General features: G+C 72.3%; 17 protein-coding genes. 11 read left to right on the forward strand and 6 right to left on the reverse strand.

All coding sequences use genetic code 11. The features are described 5' to 3' along the window. The first annotated feature begins 28 nt into the window (after positions 1 to 28). Positions 29 to 724 (forward strand): HAD family hydrolase, encoded by a 696-nt coding sequence (locus Aut01nite_RS13415; protein ID WP_043530767.1) that lies wholly within the window; start codon positions 29 to 31, stop codon positions 722 to 724. A gap of 12 nt (positions 725 to 736) precedes the next feature. Next, positions 737 to 1,264 carry a hypothetical protein gene (locus Aut01nite_RS13420; RefSeq protein WP_043530765.1) on the forward strand — a complete coding sequence of 176 codons (528 nt, stop codon included), beginning with the start codon at positions 737 to 739 and terminating at the stop codon, positions 1,262 to 1,264. On the opposite strand, the gene Aut01nite_RS13425 is transcribed toward Aut01nite_RS13420, so the two are convergent. Further along, positions 1,215 to 2,027, reverse strand: a complete 813-nt coding sequence (locus Aut01nite_RS13425; RefSeq protein ID WP_043530763.1) for a PaaX family transcriptional regulator — start codon at positions 2,025 to 2,027, stop codon at positions 1,215 to 1,217. The genes Aut01nite_RS13420 and Aut01nite_RS13425 overlap by 50 nt on opposite strands. 93 nt (positions 2,028 to 2,120) lie before the next feature. On the opposite strand from Aut01nite_RS13425, the gene Aut01nite_RS13430 reads away from it, so the two are divergent. From Aut01nite_RS13430 to Aut01nite_RS13450, 5 genes are all read left to right on the forward strand, one after another. After that, positions 2,121 to 3,281, forward strand: coding sequence for an ABC transporter substrate-binding protein (locus tag Aut01nite_RS13430; protein WP_204037529.1), 1,161 nt, complete (start codon positions 2,121 to 2,123; stop codon positions 3,279 to 3,281). Beyond that, positions 3,278 to 4,066 (forward strand): ABC transporter ATP-binding protein, encoded by a 789-nt coding sequence (locus tag Aut01nite_RS13435; RefSeq protein WP_307837503.1) that lies wholly within the window; start codon positions 3,278 to 3,280, stop codon positions 4,064 to 4,066. The genes Aut01nite_RS13430 and Aut01nite_RS13435 overlap by 4 nt, the downstream gene beginning before the upstream one ends. Continuing rightward, positions 4,063 to 4,746: an ABC transporter ATP-binding protein gene (locus tag Aut01nite_RS13440; protein ID WP_043525646.1), complete on the forward strand. Its 684-nt coding sequence runs from the start codon at positions 4,063 to 4,065 to the stop codon at positions 4,744 to 4,746. Before Aut01nite_RS13435 ends, Aut01nite_RS13440 begins: the two co-directional genes overlap by 4 nt. A gap of 79 nt (positions 4,747 to 4,825) precedes the next feature. Continuing rightward, complete coding sequence (locus tag Aut01nite_RS13445) at positions 4,826 to 5,686, forward strand: branched-chain amino acid ABC transporter permease (RefSeq protein WP_043525645.1); 861 nt, start codon at positions 4,826 to 4,828, stop codon at positions 5,684 to 5,686. Beyond that, a complete protein-coding gene (locus Aut01nite_RS13450) occupies positions 5,683 to 6,699 on the forward strand; it encodes a branched-chain amino acid ABC transporter permease (protein WP_083999057.1) in 1,017 nt (338 codons plus the stop codon). The genes Aut01nite_RS13445 and Aut01nite_RS13450 overlap by 4 nt, the downstream gene beginning before the upstream one ends. Before the next feature lie 35 nt (positions 6,700 to 6,734). Here Aut01nite_RS13450 and Aut01nite_RS13455 read toward each other — a convergent pair whose 3' ends face one another. The 3 genes from Aut01nite_RS13455 to Aut01nite_RS13465 all read right to left on the reverse strand — a co-directional run bounded on the left by Aut01nite_RS13455 (position 6,735) and on the right by Aut01nite_RS13465 (position 9,130). Beyond that, a complete protein-coding gene (locus tag Aut01nite_RS13455) occupies positions 6,735 to 7,313 on the reverse strand; it encodes a hypothetical protein (RefSeq protein WP_043525644.1) in 579 nt (192 codons plus the stop codon). Positions 7,314 to 7,391: 78 nt separating this feature from the next. Beyond that, positions 7,392 to 8,249, reverse strand: coding sequence for an alpha/beta fold hydrolase (locus Aut01nite_RS13460; protein WP_043525643.1), 858 nt, complete (start codon positions 8,247 to 8,249; stop codon positions 7,392 to 7,394). Positions 8,250 to 8,296: 47 nt separating this feature from the next. Next, positions 8,297 to 9,130, reverse strand: coding sequence for a rhamnogalacturonan acetylesterase (locus Aut01nite_RS13465; protein WP_043525642.1), 834 nt, complete (start codon positions 9,128 to 9,130; stop codon positions 8,297 to 8,299). Between the two features lie 178 nt (positions 9,131 to 9,308). Between Aut01nite_RS13465 and Aut01nite_RS13470 the strand changes: the two genes are divergently transcribed. The 3 genes from Aut01nite_RS13470 (at position 9,309) to Aut01nite_RS13480 (ending at position 13,083) form a co-directional block, all read left to right on the forward strand. Continuing rightward, on the forward strand, positions 9,309 to 10,370 hold the full coding sequence (locus Aut01nite_RS13470) for a hypothetical protein (RefSeq protein WP_236642733.1): 1,062 nt from the start codon (positions 9,309 to 9,311) through the stop codon (positions 10,368 to 10,370). A gap of 128 nt (positions 10,371 to 10,498) precedes the next feature. Then, positions 10,499 to 11,692, forward strand: coding sequence for a hypothetical protein (locus tag Aut01nite_RS13475; protein ID WP_204037530.1), 1,194 nt, complete (start codon positions 10,499 to 10,501; stop codon positions 11,690 to 11,692). Beyond that, entirely contained in the window at positions 11,689 to 13,083 is a 1,395-nt protein-coding gene (locus tag Aut01nite_RS13480) for a hypothetical protein (RefSeq protein ID WP_043525639.1), read from the forward strand. Before Aut01nite_RS13475 ends, Aut01nite_RS13480 begins: the two co-directional genes overlap by 4 nt. Before the next feature lie 267 nt (positions 13,084 to 13,350). Here the strand turns inward: Aut01nite_RS13480 and Aut01nite_RS13485 are convergent, their stop codons facing one another. Further along, positions 13,351 to 13,857 (reverse strand): hypothetical protein, encoded by a 507-nt coding sequence (locus Aut01nite_RS13485; protein WP_043525638.1) that lies wholly within the window; start codon positions 13,855 to 13,857, stop codon positions 13,351 to 13,353. Positions 13,858 to 13,983: 126 nt separating this feature from the next. Between Aut01nite_RS13485 and lexA the strand changes: the two genes are divergently transcribed. Next, positions 13,984 to 14,691 carry a transcriptional repressor LexA gene (lexA, locus tag Aut01nite_RS13490; RefSeq protein ID WP_043525687.1) on the forward strand — a complete coding sequence of 236 codons (708 nt, stop codon included), beginning with the start codon at positions 13,984 to 13,986 and terminating at the stop codon, positions 14,689 to 14,691. 64 nt (positions 14,692 to 14,755) lie between these two features. Here the strand turns inward: lexA and Aut01nite_RS13495 are convergent, their stop codons facing one another. Further along, positions 14,756 to 16,252 carry a GGDEF domain-containing protein gene (locus Aut01nite_RS13495; RefSeq protein WP_236642732.1) on the reverse strand — a complete coding sequence of 499 codons (1,497 nt, stop codon included), beginning with the start codon at positions 16,250 to 16,252 and terminating at the stop codon, positions 14,756 to 14,758. Positions 16,253 to 16,319: the final 67 nt, after the last annotated feature.

A 16,319-nucleotide genomic window follows, 5' to 3' on the forward strand; every position in this document is an offset into this window, starting at 1 on the left:
CGCACCGCCGCAACCACACCGGAGCCGCATGAACCTCGCCGAGAACCCCCCGCTCGCCGTCGTGATCGACCTCGACGACACCTTGTTCCCGCAGTGCAGCTACCTGTACGGGGCGGCCCGCGCGGTCGGCCGGGCCGGCGTCGCCGCCGGGCTCGACCCGATCCGGCTCAGCCGTGCCGTCCGCCGCCAGTTCCTCGCCGGCTCCGACAAGGGCGGCACCATCGACCGCGCGCTGGAGGCCTACGGGATCGGCCCCGACCTGGCCGCCGACCTGATCCCCACGCTGGTGTCGGCGTTCACCACCTACCGCCCGCGCCGGCTGCCCCGCTACCCCGGCGCCCTGGCGGCCCTCACCGCGATCAGCGCCCGGTACCCGGTGGCGTGCCTGACCGACGGCAACCCGGCGATCCAGCGCGCCAAACTCGCCGCCACCGGCCTGGCCGGCTCGTTCGCCACGATCGTCATCACCGACGAACTCGGCGGCCGCACGCTGCGCAAACCCCACCCCGAGGGCCTGCGCCAGGCCGCGGAGACGCTCGGCGTACCCCCGAAGGATCTCGTCATGATCGGCGACCGCCCCGGCAAGGACATGGCGGTCGCCGCGGCCCTGGGCGCCCGCTCGATCCGCGTTCGCACCGGCGAATACGCCGACGCCCCGAACGACCCCCCACCGACGGCCTGCGTCCCCGACCTCGCGGCCGCCGCCGCCCTCCTCGGCGTCTGACAGAGTGGCCGGATGAACGACGATCTCCGGGAGCTGATCGAGGAGTTGCGCGCCGATCTGCACGGGGGCGGCGACCCGCCGGTGATCGCCTACATCCGGGACGGGGCCGCGCCCGGCTCGATCCCCGCCGAGACGCCGACGCAGGTCCGGCGGTTGCTGGAGGTGGCCGACGGGATCTGGACCCCCGATGTGGACCTGCGGAGCGCCGGCGAGCTGGCCGGCATCCAGTTCCATCTGGACCTCATGCCGGAGTTCACCGGGGTCCGCGACGATCCGGGTGCCTGGTTCGTCTTCGGCACCCGGAACCAGGAGCCGCTGTTGATCCGCCGGGACACCGGCTCGGTGTGGTGCTTTCCCGACGACGGTGTCTGGTACACGACCGACCGCTTCTTCGAGATCGCCCTGGACTTCGACGAGTTCGTGGCCTACTACGTCTTCGGGGCCGGTTACGGCGAGATCGGCTCCGACCACGACGACTGGTGGGCCTATCTCACCGCTCAGGGCCTGACGACGACTCCGGACGAAGATCCAGCAGGGTAGCGGCGATGGCGGTGGCCGGGGCCAGGGAGGAGGATTCCAGGTCGCGGAAGAGTTTCTGGGCGCGGACGGCCGGCCAGTCCGGGGGCAGGTGCTCGACCGGGAGGCGGGGGTCGCGGCGGATCGCGCCGAGCCATTCGGCGATCAGGCTCAGCCGGGCCGCGAGGGGGTCGGTGTACGGGGGCGTGCCCTCCCACCGCGCCAGGAACTCCTGGTAGCGGGCGGCCAGACCGGCCAGGTCGTACGCGTCCCCGACCATCGCCGCGATGTCGGTGAGCTCGGCGGCGCGGGCGTGGAAGACCCGGGCGTGCGCGGACAGGCCCAGCCCGGTCACGATGTCCTGCGCGGGCACCCGGCCGGGGGCGATCCACAGTCCGCCCTGCAACGGCCCGAACCCGGCCCAGGCCAGCTGGGACCGCAGGTCGTGGCGTTGCCGCTGCCATGACTCCGGCAGGGAGAAGCTGAGCAGGGTCCACGTCCCGTCCCACCGGTCGTTGACCGCGCCGGTCTCCCAGATCCGCCGGCGGCCGTCGTGCAGGATCCCGGCGGCCCGGGCGGTGAGCCCGAAGTACATCCGGCGGCCGTCGCGCTGCCGGCGCAGCAGGCCGCGGTGGACCATCCGGGACAGGGTGGAGCGGGTGGCGTGTTCGGAGACGCCGACGCGGCCGAGGGCGTCGATGGCGCTGCCGGAGAAGACGCACACGTCCCGGTCCAGCACGAAGTCGCCGAGCAACATCAGCATCAACGTCTGTGGATTCGACGGCATGCGCTAGATGTTAGGCACTTTCTTGACGGCCGTGAAAGACACCGCCTAACTTCGATACCTCGAAACACCCCTGTAATCCACAGGAGGTCACTCGTGCACAGATCCGGGCCGATCCTGCTGGCCCTCATCCTCGGAACAGCCGCCTGCGGCGCCACCGGCGACGATCGGGCCGACGTCATCCGGGTCGGGCAGATCGTCTCGCTCACCGGCAACTACTCACCGCTCGGCACCGAGAACCAGAAGTCGGTGGCCCTCGCCGTCGAGCGGATCAACACGGCCGGCGGCATCGGCGGCCGGCGGATCGAACTGTCCGTCCGCGACGACAAGAGCCTGCCCGACCAGGCCGTTCTCGCCTTCAACGAGCTCAAGGGCGACTCCGACGCGATCATCGGGTCGCCGTTCAGCAACTCGGCGCTGGCCACCATCCCGCTGGTCGACCGGGAGGAGATCCCGTACGTCTCGCTCACCCCCGCCGACGAGCAGGCGAACCCGGTCCATCCGTACGTCTTCGTCGTCCCCGCCACCTCCGGCACCTACGCCGAGGCCGCTCTCCAGTACTTCCAGGACACCGGGCTGACCCGGATCGCCCTCGCCTACGACACCAAGAGCAGCTACGCCGTCGCCGGCGCGAAAGGACTCCAGGCCAAAGCCGCGCAGTACGGGGTGACCGTCGCGCCCGTCGAGGAGTTCCAGACCGGCGCCACCGAGTTCGGCGCCGTCTTCACCCACGTCCGCTCCTCCGGCGCGCAGGCCCTGATGGTCTGGGCGACCGGCGCCCCCGCCGTCGCCCTCACCAAGCAGTACGCCACCTCCGGCCTGACCGTCCCGCTGGTCCTCACCGGCGCCCAGGCCAGCCGGCTCTTCCTGGAACCGGCCGGCGCCGCCGCCGAGGGCGCCACCGTCGCCAGCAGTGTCGGCGTCGTCGGCGAGCACCTGCCACCCGGCGAACTGAAGACCGCCGTCGACGAGCTGACCAGCGCGTTCACCGCGAAATACGGGTACGCGCCGCCACAGTTCGCCCAGGACGGGTACAGCGGCGTCAAACTCCTCGCCGCCGCCATCGAGAAGGCCGGCGGCCCTGATCGTGCGAAGGTCCGCGACGCCCTGGAATCGCTGACGCTCACCACCCCGAACGGCACCTACACCTACTCGCCCACCGACCATGCGGGCCTGACCACCGCCTTCATCTCGATCAACACGATCGAGGGCGGCAGGTTCGTGCCGACCGGCTTCTCCCGGGAACGGTTCCCGTGACGGTGCGCCTGGCCGTCGGCGGCGTGTCCCGCGCGTTCGGCGGCGTCTACGCCGTCCGCGACGTGAGCCTCACCGTCGCCCCCGGTGAGCTGCGCGCGATCATCGGCCCCAACGGCGCCGGCAAATCCACCCTGTTCGCCCTGATCGGCGGCCAGCTCGCCACCCACCACGGCAGCGTGACGCTCGACGGCGCCCGCGTCGAACGTCTCCCCGCCCACCGTCGCGCCCGGCTCGGCGTCGGCGTCGTCTTCCAGGGCGCCCGGATCTTCCACGGCCTGACCGCCCTCGAGAACGTCATGGTCGGCGCGCACGCCACCACCCGCGCCGGCTTCCTGTCCGCCGCGCTGCGCCTGCCCGCCCACCACCGGGAGGAACGCGCGATCCGCGAACGCGCCCTGACCTGCCTGGACCGCGCCGGGATCGCGGACTGGGCGCACCGGCCCGCCGAGGAACTGCCGCTCGGCCAGCAACGCGCTCTCCAGCTCGCCCGCGCCCTCTGCGCCCGGCCCCGGCTGCTGCTGCTCGACGAGCCCGCCTCCGGCCTGCGCGCCGCCGAACGCGAGCACCTCGCCGGCCTGATCACCGCGCTGCGCGCCGAGGGCCTGACGATCCTGCTGGTCGAGCACGACGTCGCCTTCGTCATGCGGCTCGCCGACCGGATCACCGTCCTCGACCTGGGCCGGGTGATCGCCGACGGCTCGCCGGCGGAGATCCGCGAGAACCCCCGGGTCATCGAGGCCTATCTAGGACCCTCTTTCGTACGATCGCCGCACGGTGCGTCATGACCGGCGTCATCGAGGTACGCGACCTGACCGTCCGGTACTCCGGCGCCACCGCCCTCGACGGCGTCGACCTGACCGTCCACGCCGGTGAGCTGGTCGCCCTGATCGGCGCCAACGGTGCCGGCAAGTCCACCCTGGTCAAAGTCCTCTCCGGCCTGGTCCACCCGGCGTCCGGCACGATCACCGTCGACGGCCGGCTGGCCCAGGTCCCCGAGGGCCGGGAGATGTTCGGCGACCTGACCGTCGACGACAACCTGCGCCTCGGCGGCTGGCGCAACGGGCGGAAGGGCCGCGACACCACCCACGTCTACGACCTGTTCCCCGACCTGATCCCGATCCGTGCCCGCCGAGCCGGCGCCCTCTCCGGCGGCCAGCAGCAGATGGTCGCGATCGGCCGCGCCCTGATGGCCCGCCCCGACATCCTGGTCGTCGACGAGCTCAGCCTCGGCCTCGCCCCGCTCATCGTCACCACCCTGGTCGGCCACCTCCGCAGCCTGCACGCCGACCGCGGGCTGGCCGTCCTGCTGATCGAGCAGAACGCCCGCCTCGCCCTCGACCTGTGCCACCGCGCCTACGTGCTCGAATCCGGCCGGATCGCCCTGCACGGCGCGGCCGCCGACCTGGCCCGCGACCCGCGCGTCGCCGCCGCCTACCTGGGCGGTCACGTGCCGGTGACCCCATGACCCCGGCCGGTTCTCACTGCTGTCTCACCCGCGCTGAGACGGCAGCCACGGCCAGCCGGGGGGAACCGGGTGGGGCGCGATGAGTGACCTCGTCGGATACCTGCTGACCGGGCTCGGGATCGGGGCCGGGTTCGCGCTCGTCGGCAGCGGCCTCGTCGTCATCCACCGGGTGACCGGGGTCGTCAACTTCGCCCAGGGCTCGTTCGCCGTGCTCGCCGCCCTGCTCACCTCGACGCTGCTCGGTGCCGGACTGCCGCACGGCGTGGCGGAGGCCGGGGGAGTGGCGCTCGGCGCGGTCGCCGGGCTGATCGTCGGCGTGATCGCGATCGGCCGCCCCGGCACCAGCCCCGGGACGTCGCTCATCGTCACCCTCGGGCTCGGTGTGCTGGCGTACGCGATCGAGGTGCTGATCTGGGGTGATCAACCCCGGTCGTTCCCGGGCCTGACCGGGGTCGCCGAGATCGGCGGCGCCCGGATCCCCGCGCACTACCTGTTGATCATCGCCGTGGCCGCCCCGGTGTTCCTGTTCCTGGCCTGGTTCTTCGCCCGCACCGATCTGGGCCGGGCGCTGTCCGCGTGTTCGTCCAATCGCTACGCCGCCCGGGTCGTCGGCATCGACGTGCGCCGGATGGGCCTGCTGGCGTTCCTGATCGGCGGCGCGCTCGGCGGTCTCGCCGGGGTGCTGACCACCCCGGTTCAGCAGGTCACGTTCGACAGCGACGTGGTCCTGATCGTCAACGGCTTCGCCGCCGCGGTCCTCGGCGGCCTGACCCGCCCGGTGATCGCCCTGGCCGGCGGCCTGCTGCTGGGCGTAGCGCAGACCCTGACCGCGGGGTACGGCGGCGGCGCCTACCAGGTGGAGGTGGCCCTCGTGCTGATGCTCACCGTCATGATCGTCCAAGCCGCCCGGACCGGCGGCATCCCGGAGCCCGCCCGATGACCGCCGGCCTCCTCCGCCCGGCCTCGGCCGCCGGGACCGGCCGGGCCGCGCGCTGGTGGCTCGCCGGGTTCACGATCCTCGGTCTGGCGCTGCCGCCACTGCTGCCGGAACGGCATCTCGCGACGTTCGTGCTGTTCGCGCTCACCGCGACGGTCACGGTCGGCGTCTCCCTGCTGATGGGGTACGCCGGGCAGGTCTCGCTCGGGCAGGCCGCCTTCTACGCGATCGGGGCGTACGCCGCCGGGCTGCTCGCCGTGCACGGCGTCCCGTCCCTGCTCGGCCTGCTGCTCGCCCCGGTGATCGCGGCCGTCGCGGCGGTGCTGCTCGGCGCCCCGCTGCTCCGGTTGCGCGGGCACCACCTGGCGTTCGCGACACTCGCCGTGCAGCTGATCCTGTTGTCGCTGCTGGCGCAGGCCGACTGGGCGGGCGGAGCGATCGGCCTCCAGGGCATACCCCGGCTGACGATCCTCGGCTACGAGTTGAGAGAGGACCTCGGTTACGCGTACGCCGCAAGCCTGGTCCTCGCCCTCGCCGTGCTGATCGCGCGCAACGTCATCGTGTCCCGCGCCGGTCGCGCCCTGCGTGCCGCCGCCACCAGCGAGACCGCGGCCGCCGCCAGCGGCGTCCCGATCGGTCGGTACCGTCTCGCCGTCTTCGCCCTGTCCGCCGCGATGGCCGGCCTGGCCGGCGGCGTCTACGCGTACTACCTGGGCTACCTCTCGCCGGGTTCGTTCCCGGTCCTGCTGTCCATCGAGTTCGTCGTGATGGCCGTCGTCGGCGGCCTCGGCACGATCACCGGCCCGGTCGCCGGCGCCGCCGTCGTCATCGTCCTGGTCCAGGTGCTGAACACCCTCGCCACCCGGCCCGGAATGCCCGGCTACGCCCCGGCCGTCCTCTCCTACGCCGTGTACGCCGTCGTCCTGATCCTCTGCGTCCTCTACCTCCCGAAAGGCCTGGTCCCCGCCCTCCGGCGTGCCACCCGTGCGACAGCACCGGACCGGCGTCAGTCGTAGAAGCCGGTCCGGAAAGCCTCCGCTCGACCGGGCCCTCAGCTCCAGTCGGTCTGGTAGCCGTCCGGGCGCAGGAACCGCAACAGTTCGGCGTCGTCCGGGGCGTGGGTCTCGGTGATGATCCGGCGCAGCCGCGGCACCATCTCCGGATGATCGCCCAGGACACGGGCCTCGAACATCAGGTCACCCACCCGGCGGCGTACGGTCGTGCCGGGGTCGCTGTTGTCGGTGTCGCGTTCGTGCAGCAGGGTGTACCCGTCGCCCAGATCGGTGCAGACCACGACGACGGTGGCGTCGCAGTCGACGGTCCAGAGTGGCTCGTCAGGGCCGTCGGTCAGCAGCACGGCGTACGCGATGGGGTCCGCGCCCGGATCGGCGGCCGCCGGGTACCACAACCGCAGGCCGTAGGCGCTGACCTCACCGGTGACCCGGTCGGCCGGCAGTTCGTCGGGCACCGGCAGGTCGCCGAGTGGCCGGTTCCACCCGCGGGTGAGGTCCATCAGGTCCCGCCGGTCCTTGGCCTCGTGGTAACCGTGCCGCAGCCACAGCGCCGGCACCGCACAGGCCAGCGTCACCGCCGCGACGACAGCCGTGATCCATTTCGTGGTCGTTCGCATCGCGACCATCCTCGGCCGGAAGCCGGCGACGTCGGCGGAGGGCCGGTGCCGATCCTGTGCGGGTTCGGTGAAGGCGGCTCAGCCGGCGAGAACCCGGCGGAGGGCGTCGGCGAAGGCGGTCGGGTCGCCGTGCTGCCCGTACTCACCGCCGAGGAAACCGGCGTGGTTGCTCGGGAAGACGGTGGGCTCCAGGCCGAGACGTCCGGCGACGGCGCGGCCGGCCCGGTGGGCGAGCTCGCCCTCGGACTCCGCACCGACCCCGAGGACGATCCTGGTGGTCGCGGCCTTCAGCGCGGCGAAGTCGGGCTGGTACAGGCAGCAGGTAACCAGGTTCTGGCCGAGGAGCACGTCGTCGCGGCTGCCGTCGTCCTCGGTGGGCAGGCCGAAGGTGGCCGGATCGGGGCCCGGCTCACCGGCGAAACCGGGCGGGATCGGGCCTTTCAGCGAGACGATCTCGATGAACTTGACCATCGCCGGGCCGAGACCGGAACGCTGGTAGAGGTCGCGCATGCCGAGGACGGCCGCCTCCGCGTCCACATGGTCGGGCAGCAGGCGGACCGCTGGCGGCTCGTGGGCGACCAGAACCCGGACCAGATCAGGATGCGCCGCCACCAGGGCCAGGGCGTTGACCGCGCCGCCGCTGCTGGCGAAGAGATCCACCGGACCGGCGGCGGCCGCCTCGATCACCCGGCGGATGTCGTCGGCGTGCTGCACGGGCGTGCTCTCCGGGGCGGGATCGGTGCGCTTGCTGCGGCCGGTGCCGCGCGGATCGTAGGTGATCACCCGCCGGTCGGTGAAGTGACCGGCCAGGGTGACGAACCCGCTGGCGTCCATCGGCGAGCCGACCAGCACCAGCGCCGGCTCGGCGGACGGAGTCGCGGGCTCGCGCACGTCGTAGGCGATGACTGCGCCGGGAACCTCGATGGTGTGAGTCACACCCCGACCCTAACGGGCGGGGCCCGGCGACGGGCCCCGCGCGGCTCTCAGCTTTCGGCGGGCCGGGTGACGGGCCAGGTCAGGACATCATCGGGAATCGAGGTACGCCGTAGCGCACGCCCGTCCCGCCCCGGAAGGCCCCGCCCGGCCGCCACGACGACGCGGGCCAGCTCGATCGCCCCGTGCGCCTGGAAGTGCGTGTTGTCGACGACGCCGTCCGGGTGGTTCGGGGACGCGCCCGCGTCCAGGTGCAGGAAATGGTCCTTCGTGCCCTCCGGCCCCAGTCGGCCCCACAGGTCGAAGGAGAGGGCGGTGAGGTCGATCAGCGGTGTCCTCGTCGACGCGGCGAGCGCCCGCATCGCGTCGGGGTACTCGCCGTGGGAGAGGTACGGCGTACCGTCCGCGGTGAATCTCCGCCGCTCGACCGGTGTCACCAGGATCGGGGTGGCCCGCGCCCGCCGTGCCCCGTCGAGGTACCGCCGCAGGTACTCCGGGAAGGTGGTCCACGGATCGGTGCCGCGGGCCGGATCGGTGACCTTCTCGTCGTTGTGCCCGAACGACACGAGCAGCACGTCGCCCGGCCTGATCGCGGCGAGGATCCGGTCGAGCCGGCCGAGGTCGAAGAAGCTCTTGGAACTCGCTCCGGACAGGGCCTCGTTCACCACCGTGACGTCGTGGCGCAGGAACACGTGCAGGGCCTGGCCCCAGCCGGCGCGGGGATGGTCCGCCACGGCGTAGGTGGCGGCGGTCGAGTCACCGGCCACGAAGATGGTGGGCCGGCGCCGGCGGGGACCGGCGAGCGCGGGTGCCGCAGTGGGGATGATCCCGGCGATCGTTCCGCCGACGCCTGCGCGGAGCAACGTTCTCCGATTGATCTGCATGCGGCCACATTCAATCAGGGAACATCGATGCAGGCAAGCGCTTTCCTGCTGGTGGACGTCCCGGCGGTCGGCTCCGGGGTCGAGGGGCGGGCGCGATCGGTCTACTGTCGAATCGAGCCATGTAACAGAAGCGATGTAGGGTGCTGGCGCCAGGCGGCCGATCAGGGGGACGGTAATCGTGACGACAGTGGAGAACCAGACGGAGCCGGTCCGGTCCGGCGTGGCGCCGTTCAGCGCCCGCGAGCGGTGGGTGCTGGTGGTCGCGAGCGCCTGGCTGGTCATCGGGTTGCAGCTGGACGCGTACGCGCATGCCACCACCCCGGAGCTGGAGACGTTCTGGACCCCGTGGCACGGCGTCCTCTACTCCGGCATCGCCGCCTCCGGCTTCACCCTGCTCTGGATCATGCGGTCCCGGCTGCCCGGCATCCCCACCTACCGGTCCGTGCTGGCCCTGCCCAACGCGCTTCGCCTGCCGCTCGCCGGCATGGCGTTCCTGCTCGTCGGCGGCGGCGTCGACACGCTCTGGCACAACATCTGGGGCATCGAGCGGGACATGGAGATCTTCGTCAGCCCCAGCCACGAGTTCATCATCCTCGGCATGGTGCTCGTCGCGATGGGCCCGGCCCTGATGCTCGCCACCGGCCCGGAGCGCACCCTCGGCGCCGGCGGGGCCCTGCTCGTCGGCATCTCCACGCTCTTCACCGTGCTGCCCGTGCACATCTACTCGCTGCACGCCACCGCGATCGGCTTCCGCCACCTCGGCAGCGACCTCGACCCGATCCCGGTGTTCTCACCCGACGCGCAGCTCATCCACGGTTACATCTTCAGCACCATCCTCCTGCTGGTGCCGTTCATCGTCATCGGCCGCCGCTGGCCGCTCCCGATCGGCCTGCCGTCCGTGCTGGTGTCGCTCGTCGCCGTGTTCATGCACCTGATGTTCGACTCGCAGCGCGCCTGGTGGCCGGCCCTCACCCTGGCCGCCGCCGCGATCGCGCTGGAGGTCGTGCTGCGCGTCGCCATCCCGTTCGTGCGACTCTCCGCCAACGCCCGCTGGATCCTCTTCGGCCTGCTCACCCCGCCCGCCGCCTGGGGCGCCGTCCTGCTCGTCGGCAAGATCCAGACCGGCACCACCGGCTTCAACATCCACGTCGTCACCGGCCTGCTGACCATGACCGCCCTGACCGGTGCGGGCACCGTGCTGGTCGCCCGCAGCGTCCAGCACCTCCCCAAGCCCGAGTGACCCACCAGCACAACCCCGGCCCGGCGTCCCCCCGTCGGGCCTCCGCCCTGCCGTCGTCTCGCGGGCCCTTCGCCCTGCCGTCGTCTCGCGGGCCCTTCGCCCTGATTCTTCTCCGCCGGGCGTCTACGATGCTCGGCCGCCTCGCCGTCGTCCTGGCCGCGATCGCCGGAACGCTCGCCGCGACGGGCGCGCCTGCCGCCGCCCACGCCGGGGGCCTCACCGCCACCGACTCCCGCGGCCGGGTGACCTCGGTGACCCCCGCGATCCCCGGGCTGGAGATCGAGGCGATCGAGGACGGCGCCCGGCTGCGGCTCCGCAACGGCACCGGCGATCCGATCACGATCAAACCCGGCGGCGGTACGGCCACACCCGCCGTGGTCGCCCCCGGCACCGAGCTGACCTGGATCGACGCCCGCGCGACCCCCGACGGCCGTACCGTCGCCGCCGGCCGGACCGTCACCTGGACCGTCCCCCTGGACGCCGGCGGAACCGCCGTCACCGTCACCGGCGTCCTGACCGGCGAGCCCCGCCCCACCGCCGCGGCCTGGTGGATCGCCGCCGCCATGACCCTGGCCGCCGTCATCCTGCTCGCCCGCCGCGTACCCCGGGCCGACCTGCTCCTCGCCTCCGCCGGCGCCCTCGCCGCCACCGCCTCGATCGTCCACGTCGCCGGTTCCACCCTGGCCGTCGAATCGGCTCCGCTCGCCGGCACCTTCCTCAGCGCCGCCGGCATCAACCTCCTCGCCTGGCCCCTGATCATCGGCGGCGTGATCACCACCGTGCGCGGCCGGCCCGCCGGAGTCCTCGCGGTCTGCGGTGGAGCCGCCCTGACCGCCGTGTTCGTCCTCCCCGACGTGACCTCGTTCCACCGCGCCGTCCTGCCTTTCGCGGGCCCGGCGGTGGTGGAGCGGATCCTGGTCGTCCTGGCCCTCGGCCTCGGCGCCGGCGTCGCCGTCGCGGGCGCGCGCGTCCTCCGCGACCTAGCCCAGAAAGCCGATCCCCCGGCTCCCGCCGATTCCCCGGCCCTCGATTCCCCGGCCCCCGCCGGCACCGAGAGGTCGGCCGGCGTCCCCAATATCGAGCCTCTGCGGGCGACCGAGCCCGCGGCAACCACGGAATCCTCGCGAGCCGCCGGGCGAGCCGCGGAGCCGTCACAAGCCACGGAATCCTCGCGAGTCGCCGGGCGAGCCGCGGAGCCGTCACAAGCCACGGAATCCTCGCGAGTCGCCGGGCAAGCGGCGGAGCCGTCACAAGCCACGGAATCCTCGCGAGTCGCCGAGCGGGCCGCGGAGCCGTCACGAGCCGCCGAGGGCGAGCGGTGACCCCACTCGCGCACGGTGTGGGCAGCGCCGAGAACCTCCCGCTGCCCCTCGACCTGGTGTTGCAGGCCGGTGCCGCCACCGTCGTGCTGTCGTTCCTGATCGCCGCGTTCTGGTGGCGTACCCCACGCCTCAGGCCGTCCGGGCCGCGTTCGTTCGGCATCACCCGCTGGTTGCGTTACCCGGTGCTCGCCCTGACCCTCTACATCACCGGTTACGCCATCGCCGGCCCGAGGACCGCCGAGAACCCTGCCGCCCACGCCCTGTTCGTCTGGCTCTGGGTCGGACTGGTCCTGGTCAGCGTCCTCTTCGGTCCTGTCTGGCGCACGGTCAACCCGTTGCGCACCCTCTTCACCCTGCTCGGTCTGCCGAGCCGCGGGCTGCGCCCGCTTCCGGCCGGCCACCCCCGTACCTCCTGGCCGGCAGCCGCCTTCCTGCTGATCTTCGTCTGGTTCGAGCTGGTGGCGCCCCATCACGGCGATCCGGTCACGGTCGGCCTCTTCCTCCTGGCGTACGCCGTGAGTCAACTGGCCCTGGCTACCCTCCGCGGCGAGGAGTGGTTCGCCCGCGGCGACTGCTTCGAGACCTACTCCGACCTGGCCGGCCGGCTCAGCCCGTTCCGCTGGCGGCAGCCCCTCTCCGGCCTCGTCACCACCCACCCGCCGGTCCTCGTCCCGCCGCCTCCCGACAGCGGCCGTCCCGCCGCGGACATCTCTCCGCCGGACGCCTCTTCCCCCACGGCTCCCAAGAATCCGGTCCGGGCAGTCGCCGCTTCGGGAAGTGGCGGCCACTCCCCGGCCGTCGCCGCCACGCCTCCGCCCACGTCCACCGCGGCGGCATCAGCCAGGCGCACGCCGCTGGCCGCCGCCGGGCTCGCCGCTTTCGTCGCGGTCTGGTGGGGTTCGACGGTCTTCGACAGCGTCTCGGCTTCGCCGCTCTGGTCCGGGTTCGTCGACCGTGCGGGTTCACCCCTTCTCTGGGGTACGGCCGGACTCGCCCTCCTCTGCACCCTGGTCTTCCTGGCCGTCCGCTGGACCGCCGGCCGTCTCGACGTGACCATGTCCCTGATCCCGATCGCCGCCGGCTACACCCTGGCCCACTACCTGTCGCTCCTGATCGTCGAGGCTCCCCGCGGTCTCCTGCTGCTGGTGGGTGCTTCCCCCGACCGGTGGACCGTGACCCCGGCGCCTTCGTTCCTGGCCGCCGCCCAGATCGTCCTGATCCTGATCGGTCACGTCCTCGGCGTCATCGTCGCCCACGACGACGCCCTGGCGACTTCCCTCGCCGCCGACCCGGCCCGCCCGTCCCTGGCCGTCCTGGCCGACGAGCTGCCCCTGGTCCTCTTCATGATCGGCTGTACCTGGTCCGGCCTCTTCCTCCTCTTCGTCCGCTGACGGCCCGCCCCCGGAAGCCCGTACTGTCGGCCAGCCGGCGGTCAAGCCGTGCACCGGGTTACTTCCGGCTGGCTCTCACGGCTGTCTCGGAGCCGGCGAGACAGCCGTGACGACCAGCCGGAAGTAACCCGGCTGGTCGTCACTGTCGTCTCAACGGGCGGGAGACAGCCGTGAGAGCCAGCCGGAGAGGTCCGTCACTGCGCGGACAGTCGACGGTCCCGGTTGCGGGCGTGGGCGAAGCGGGGGCGGTGTGCGGACCGGGTGGTGTCAGACGATGGTGGGACCGAAGGTGTCGGCCATGGCGGCCACGCCGAGGCAGAGCAGCGGCCCGGGGAAACCGTCGTCGACATCGGCCAGGTCGTGCCACTGCTGGACCACCGGGTCGCGGGAGTGCCGGCCGAGGGCGCGGGGTCCCGGCTCGGGGATCCGGTGGCCGGCGGTGCGGAGCATGGCGGCGACGCTGTCGAGCAGGTGACGTACGGCGGCGGCGATGTTGCCGGGTGCGGACTCCGGGCCGGGGAGGGCGTGCTCGGTGACCCAGGCGGCCAGTTCGGGGGCGGAGACGACGTGGCCGGGGATCGGCATGCTCCGGGTCCGTCCGTAGATCACCAGGGCGGTGGTCTGCACCAGCACCTGATGGACCGGTACCCGCCGGGGCAGGCTGATCACCGGATGGGTCGGTGCGAGAAGGACGGCGGTGCGCCGGGTGGCGGCCTGCCAGAAGCCGGTGTCACCCGCCGCGACCTGGTCCGCGTACTCCCAGATGGTCGGCATCGGATGATCTTGGCCAGTCCCGGCCGGGCGGGCATCGGGCGACGGGCCGGGGCCGACGTCACCCGAAAGTGCGGTTTCCGGTCACGATTCGTACATCTGATCTAATCATGGGGTAGGGTGCGGGCCATGAGCATCGACAGCGGTGCAGATGCCCGCCCGCCTCTCACCGCCCGTCAGCTGCGCATTCTCGCGGTGATCGAGCAGTGGGTCCGGGAGCGGGGATTCCCGCCGACGGTTCGGGAGATCGGCGCGGCCGTCGGTCTGGTCTCGCCGTCGTCCGTTTCCTATCAGCTCGGCGTGTTGGAGAAGCACGGCCTGATCCGGCGTCAGCCCGGCAACTCTCGGGCGGTCGAGCTCTGCAAGCCGGCCTCCGGGCGCCCTCACGGCGCCGCCGCGGAGGTGGACCCGGACACGTCAGGCGCGCCGGCGGGGGAGGCGGCAGGCGTTCCGGGTCTCGACCGCATCGTCACGATCCCGCTGCTCGGCGCGATCGCGGCCGGCGCGCCGATCCTCGCCGAGGAGCACGTCGAGGATCACGTGACCGTGTCGGCGGCGATGGTCGGCGGCGGCACGCTCTTCGCGCTCAACGTCAAGGGCGACTCGATGATCGAGGCCGCGATCTGCGACGGTGACGTGGTGGTGGTCCGCCGGCAGCCCGTCGCGGAGAACGGTGAGATCGTCGCCGCCATGATCGACAACGAGGCCACGGTCAAGGTCTTCCGGCACCGGGACGGCCATGCCGAGCTGATCCCGCGCAACCCCGCCTACCAGCCCATCCCCGCGGACGACGCGGTCATCCTGGGCAAGGTCGTCTGCGTCCTGCGCCGCCTCTGACCCCACCTCCGGGCCACTGGGCGCCGCCGGGGAGACGGACCGCTGGGCACTGCCGGGGAGGCGGTCAGGAGGCGGCCGGGAGCATCGTCGGGTCGTAACACATGTAGGTGCCCTTGCCGCGGTGCTTGGCCGCGTACATCGCGGTGTCCGCCGCGTGCAGCAGGGACCGGGTGTCGTCGCCGGGTTCCGAGCAGGCCACCCCGATGCTGGCGTTCGCCAGGATCGGGGCGCCGTCGATCGGGATCGGTACGGTCAACGACTGGAGGATGCGCTGGGCGGTGCGTTCGGCGTCCTGGGCGTCGCAGTCGTGCAGCAGCACCGCGAACTCGTCGCCGCCGAGACGGGCCGGCATGTCCCCGGCCCGTACCGACGTGCGCAGTTTCTCGGCCACCCCGGCGAGCAGCAGGTCGCCGGCGGCGTGGCCGAGGGTGTCGTTCACCGCTTTGAAGCCGTCCAGGTCGACGAGCAGCAGGGACACGGTTCCGGGTTCGGCGGTGTCGAGGGCGGCACCGAGTTCCTCCCGGAAGTGGGTACGGTTCGCCAGCCCGGTGAGGTCGTCGAAGAGCGCCTGCCGCCGCAGCCGGACCTCGTGTTCGCGGAGCTGGGCGATGAGCCGCTGGTTGTCGTGGAAGGCGAGCAGTTGCCGGGCCACCACGAGCGCGACGATCACGCCGAGCCCGCCGACCGAGCCCCACAGGCGTCCGGCGTCGTCGTGTTTCGGCAGGATGTACGTCATGGTGAAGAAGACCAGCACGATCGACCCGTACGGCAGCAGGCTGTAGGGTTTTCGCCGCCGTGTGCCGAAGGCCGTCTCGTCGAAGCGGGCGATGACCTCCTGGAACCGGGGTCCCATGGCGATCAGCAGGGAGGGCACGAAGCGGATCGCGTAGACGTACGCCGGAAGGTTCTGATCTTCGCCGGGCGCGGCGAACAGGCCGACCGCGTTGACCACCGCCGCCATGATCATCGGGATGGCGGCGGTCCGGTGCATCGGCGCGTTGCCGCTGAGGATCATCTTCACCGCGGCGAACGCCGAGGTCAGCACGACCGCCGCGCCGGCCAGCGCGCCGGCCGGATTGTCCTTCGGGTCGATGACGAAGCACCAGGCCACCGTGGCCCCGCCGACCAGAACGGTCGCCGAGTCCAGCCAGAAGGCGACCCGTTCCCGCCCGCTGCGGCCGGAATGCGGATGGATCAGCATCGCCACCACGATCAGCCCGAGCCCGAGAGCGAAGCACGTCGACTGGATCGTGCCGCCCACGGTCGACGTCTGGTTCGGCTGCCAGAGCGAGACGAGCGCCTGAACGGTGTCACCCAGGGTGAACAGGCTCCCAGCGACGGCGAGCATCCGCCAGAACCGGCGGATCGCCCCGACGGCGATCCGCGAGACCCGCCACGCCGAGTAGGCGAGCAGCGCGTCGAGGGCCGGCTGGAACGCCCAGAACACGTTCACCCGGGCATCGGCGCTGTCGACCAGGAACAGCAGGGCGGTGCCGAGCAGGGTCCACGCCGTGGCGACCGCCAGCACCGGGTCCTGTCGTATCGATCCGTTCCCGATCACTCTGACTTCATCGGCTTCCGTGGGCGGTGGTTGAGGAAACCGGCCGGGCCACCGGGTGGCCCCGGCG

Origin of the sequence: Actinoplanes utahensis, from assembly GCF_016862455.1 — a bacterium.
Classification (GTDB): domain Bacteria; phylum Actinomycetota; class Actinomycetes; order Mycobacteriales; family Micromonosporaceae; genus Actinoplanes; species Actinoplanes utahensis.

Coding starts and splice junctions, on each gene's coding strand:
- Aut01nite_RS13425 (WP_043530763.1), bottom strand. CDS start 2,027: ATGCCGTCGAATCCACAGACGTTGATGCTGATGTTGCTCGGCGACTTC.
- Aut01nite_RS13475 (WP_204037530.1), top strand. CDS start 10,499: ATGCTCGGCCGCCTCGCCGTCGTCCTGGCCGCGATCGCCGGAACGCTC.
- lexA (WP_043525687.1), top strand. CDS start 13,984: ATGAGCATCGACAGCGGTGCAGATGCCCGCCCGCCTCTCACCGCCCGT.
- Aut01nite_RS13450 (WP_083999057.1), top strand. CDS start 5,683: ATGACCGCCGGCCTCCTCCGCCCGGCCTCGGCCGCCGGGACCGGCCGG.
- Aut01nite_RS13440 (WP_043525646.1), top strand. CDS start 4,063: ATGACCGGCGTCATCGAGGTACGCGACCTGACCGTCCGGTACTCCGGC.
- Aut01nite_RS13415 (WP_043530767.1), top strand. CDS start 29: ATGAACCTCGCCGAGAACCCCCCGCTCGCCGTCGTGATCGACCTCGAC.
- Aut01nite_RS13455 (WP_043525644.1), bottom strand. CDS start 7,313: ATGCGAACGACCACGAAATGGATCACGGCTGTCGTCGCGGCGGTGACG.
- Aut01nite_RS13445 (WP_043525645.1), top strand. CDS start 4,826: ATGAGTGACCTCGTCGGATACCTGCTGACCGGGCTCGGGATCGGGGCC.
- Aut01nite_RS13420 (WP_043530765.1), top strand. CDS start 737: ATGAACGACGATCTCCGGGAGCTGATCGAGGAGTTGCGCGCCGATCTG.
- Aut01nite_RS13485 (WP_043525638.1), bottom strand. CDS start 13,857: ATGCCGACCATCTGGGAGTACGCGGACCAGGTCGCGGCGGGTGACACC.
- Aut01nite_RS13465 (WP_043525642.1), bottom strand. CDS start 9,130: ATGCAGATCAATCGGAGAACGTTGCTCCGCGCAGGCGTCGGCGGAACG.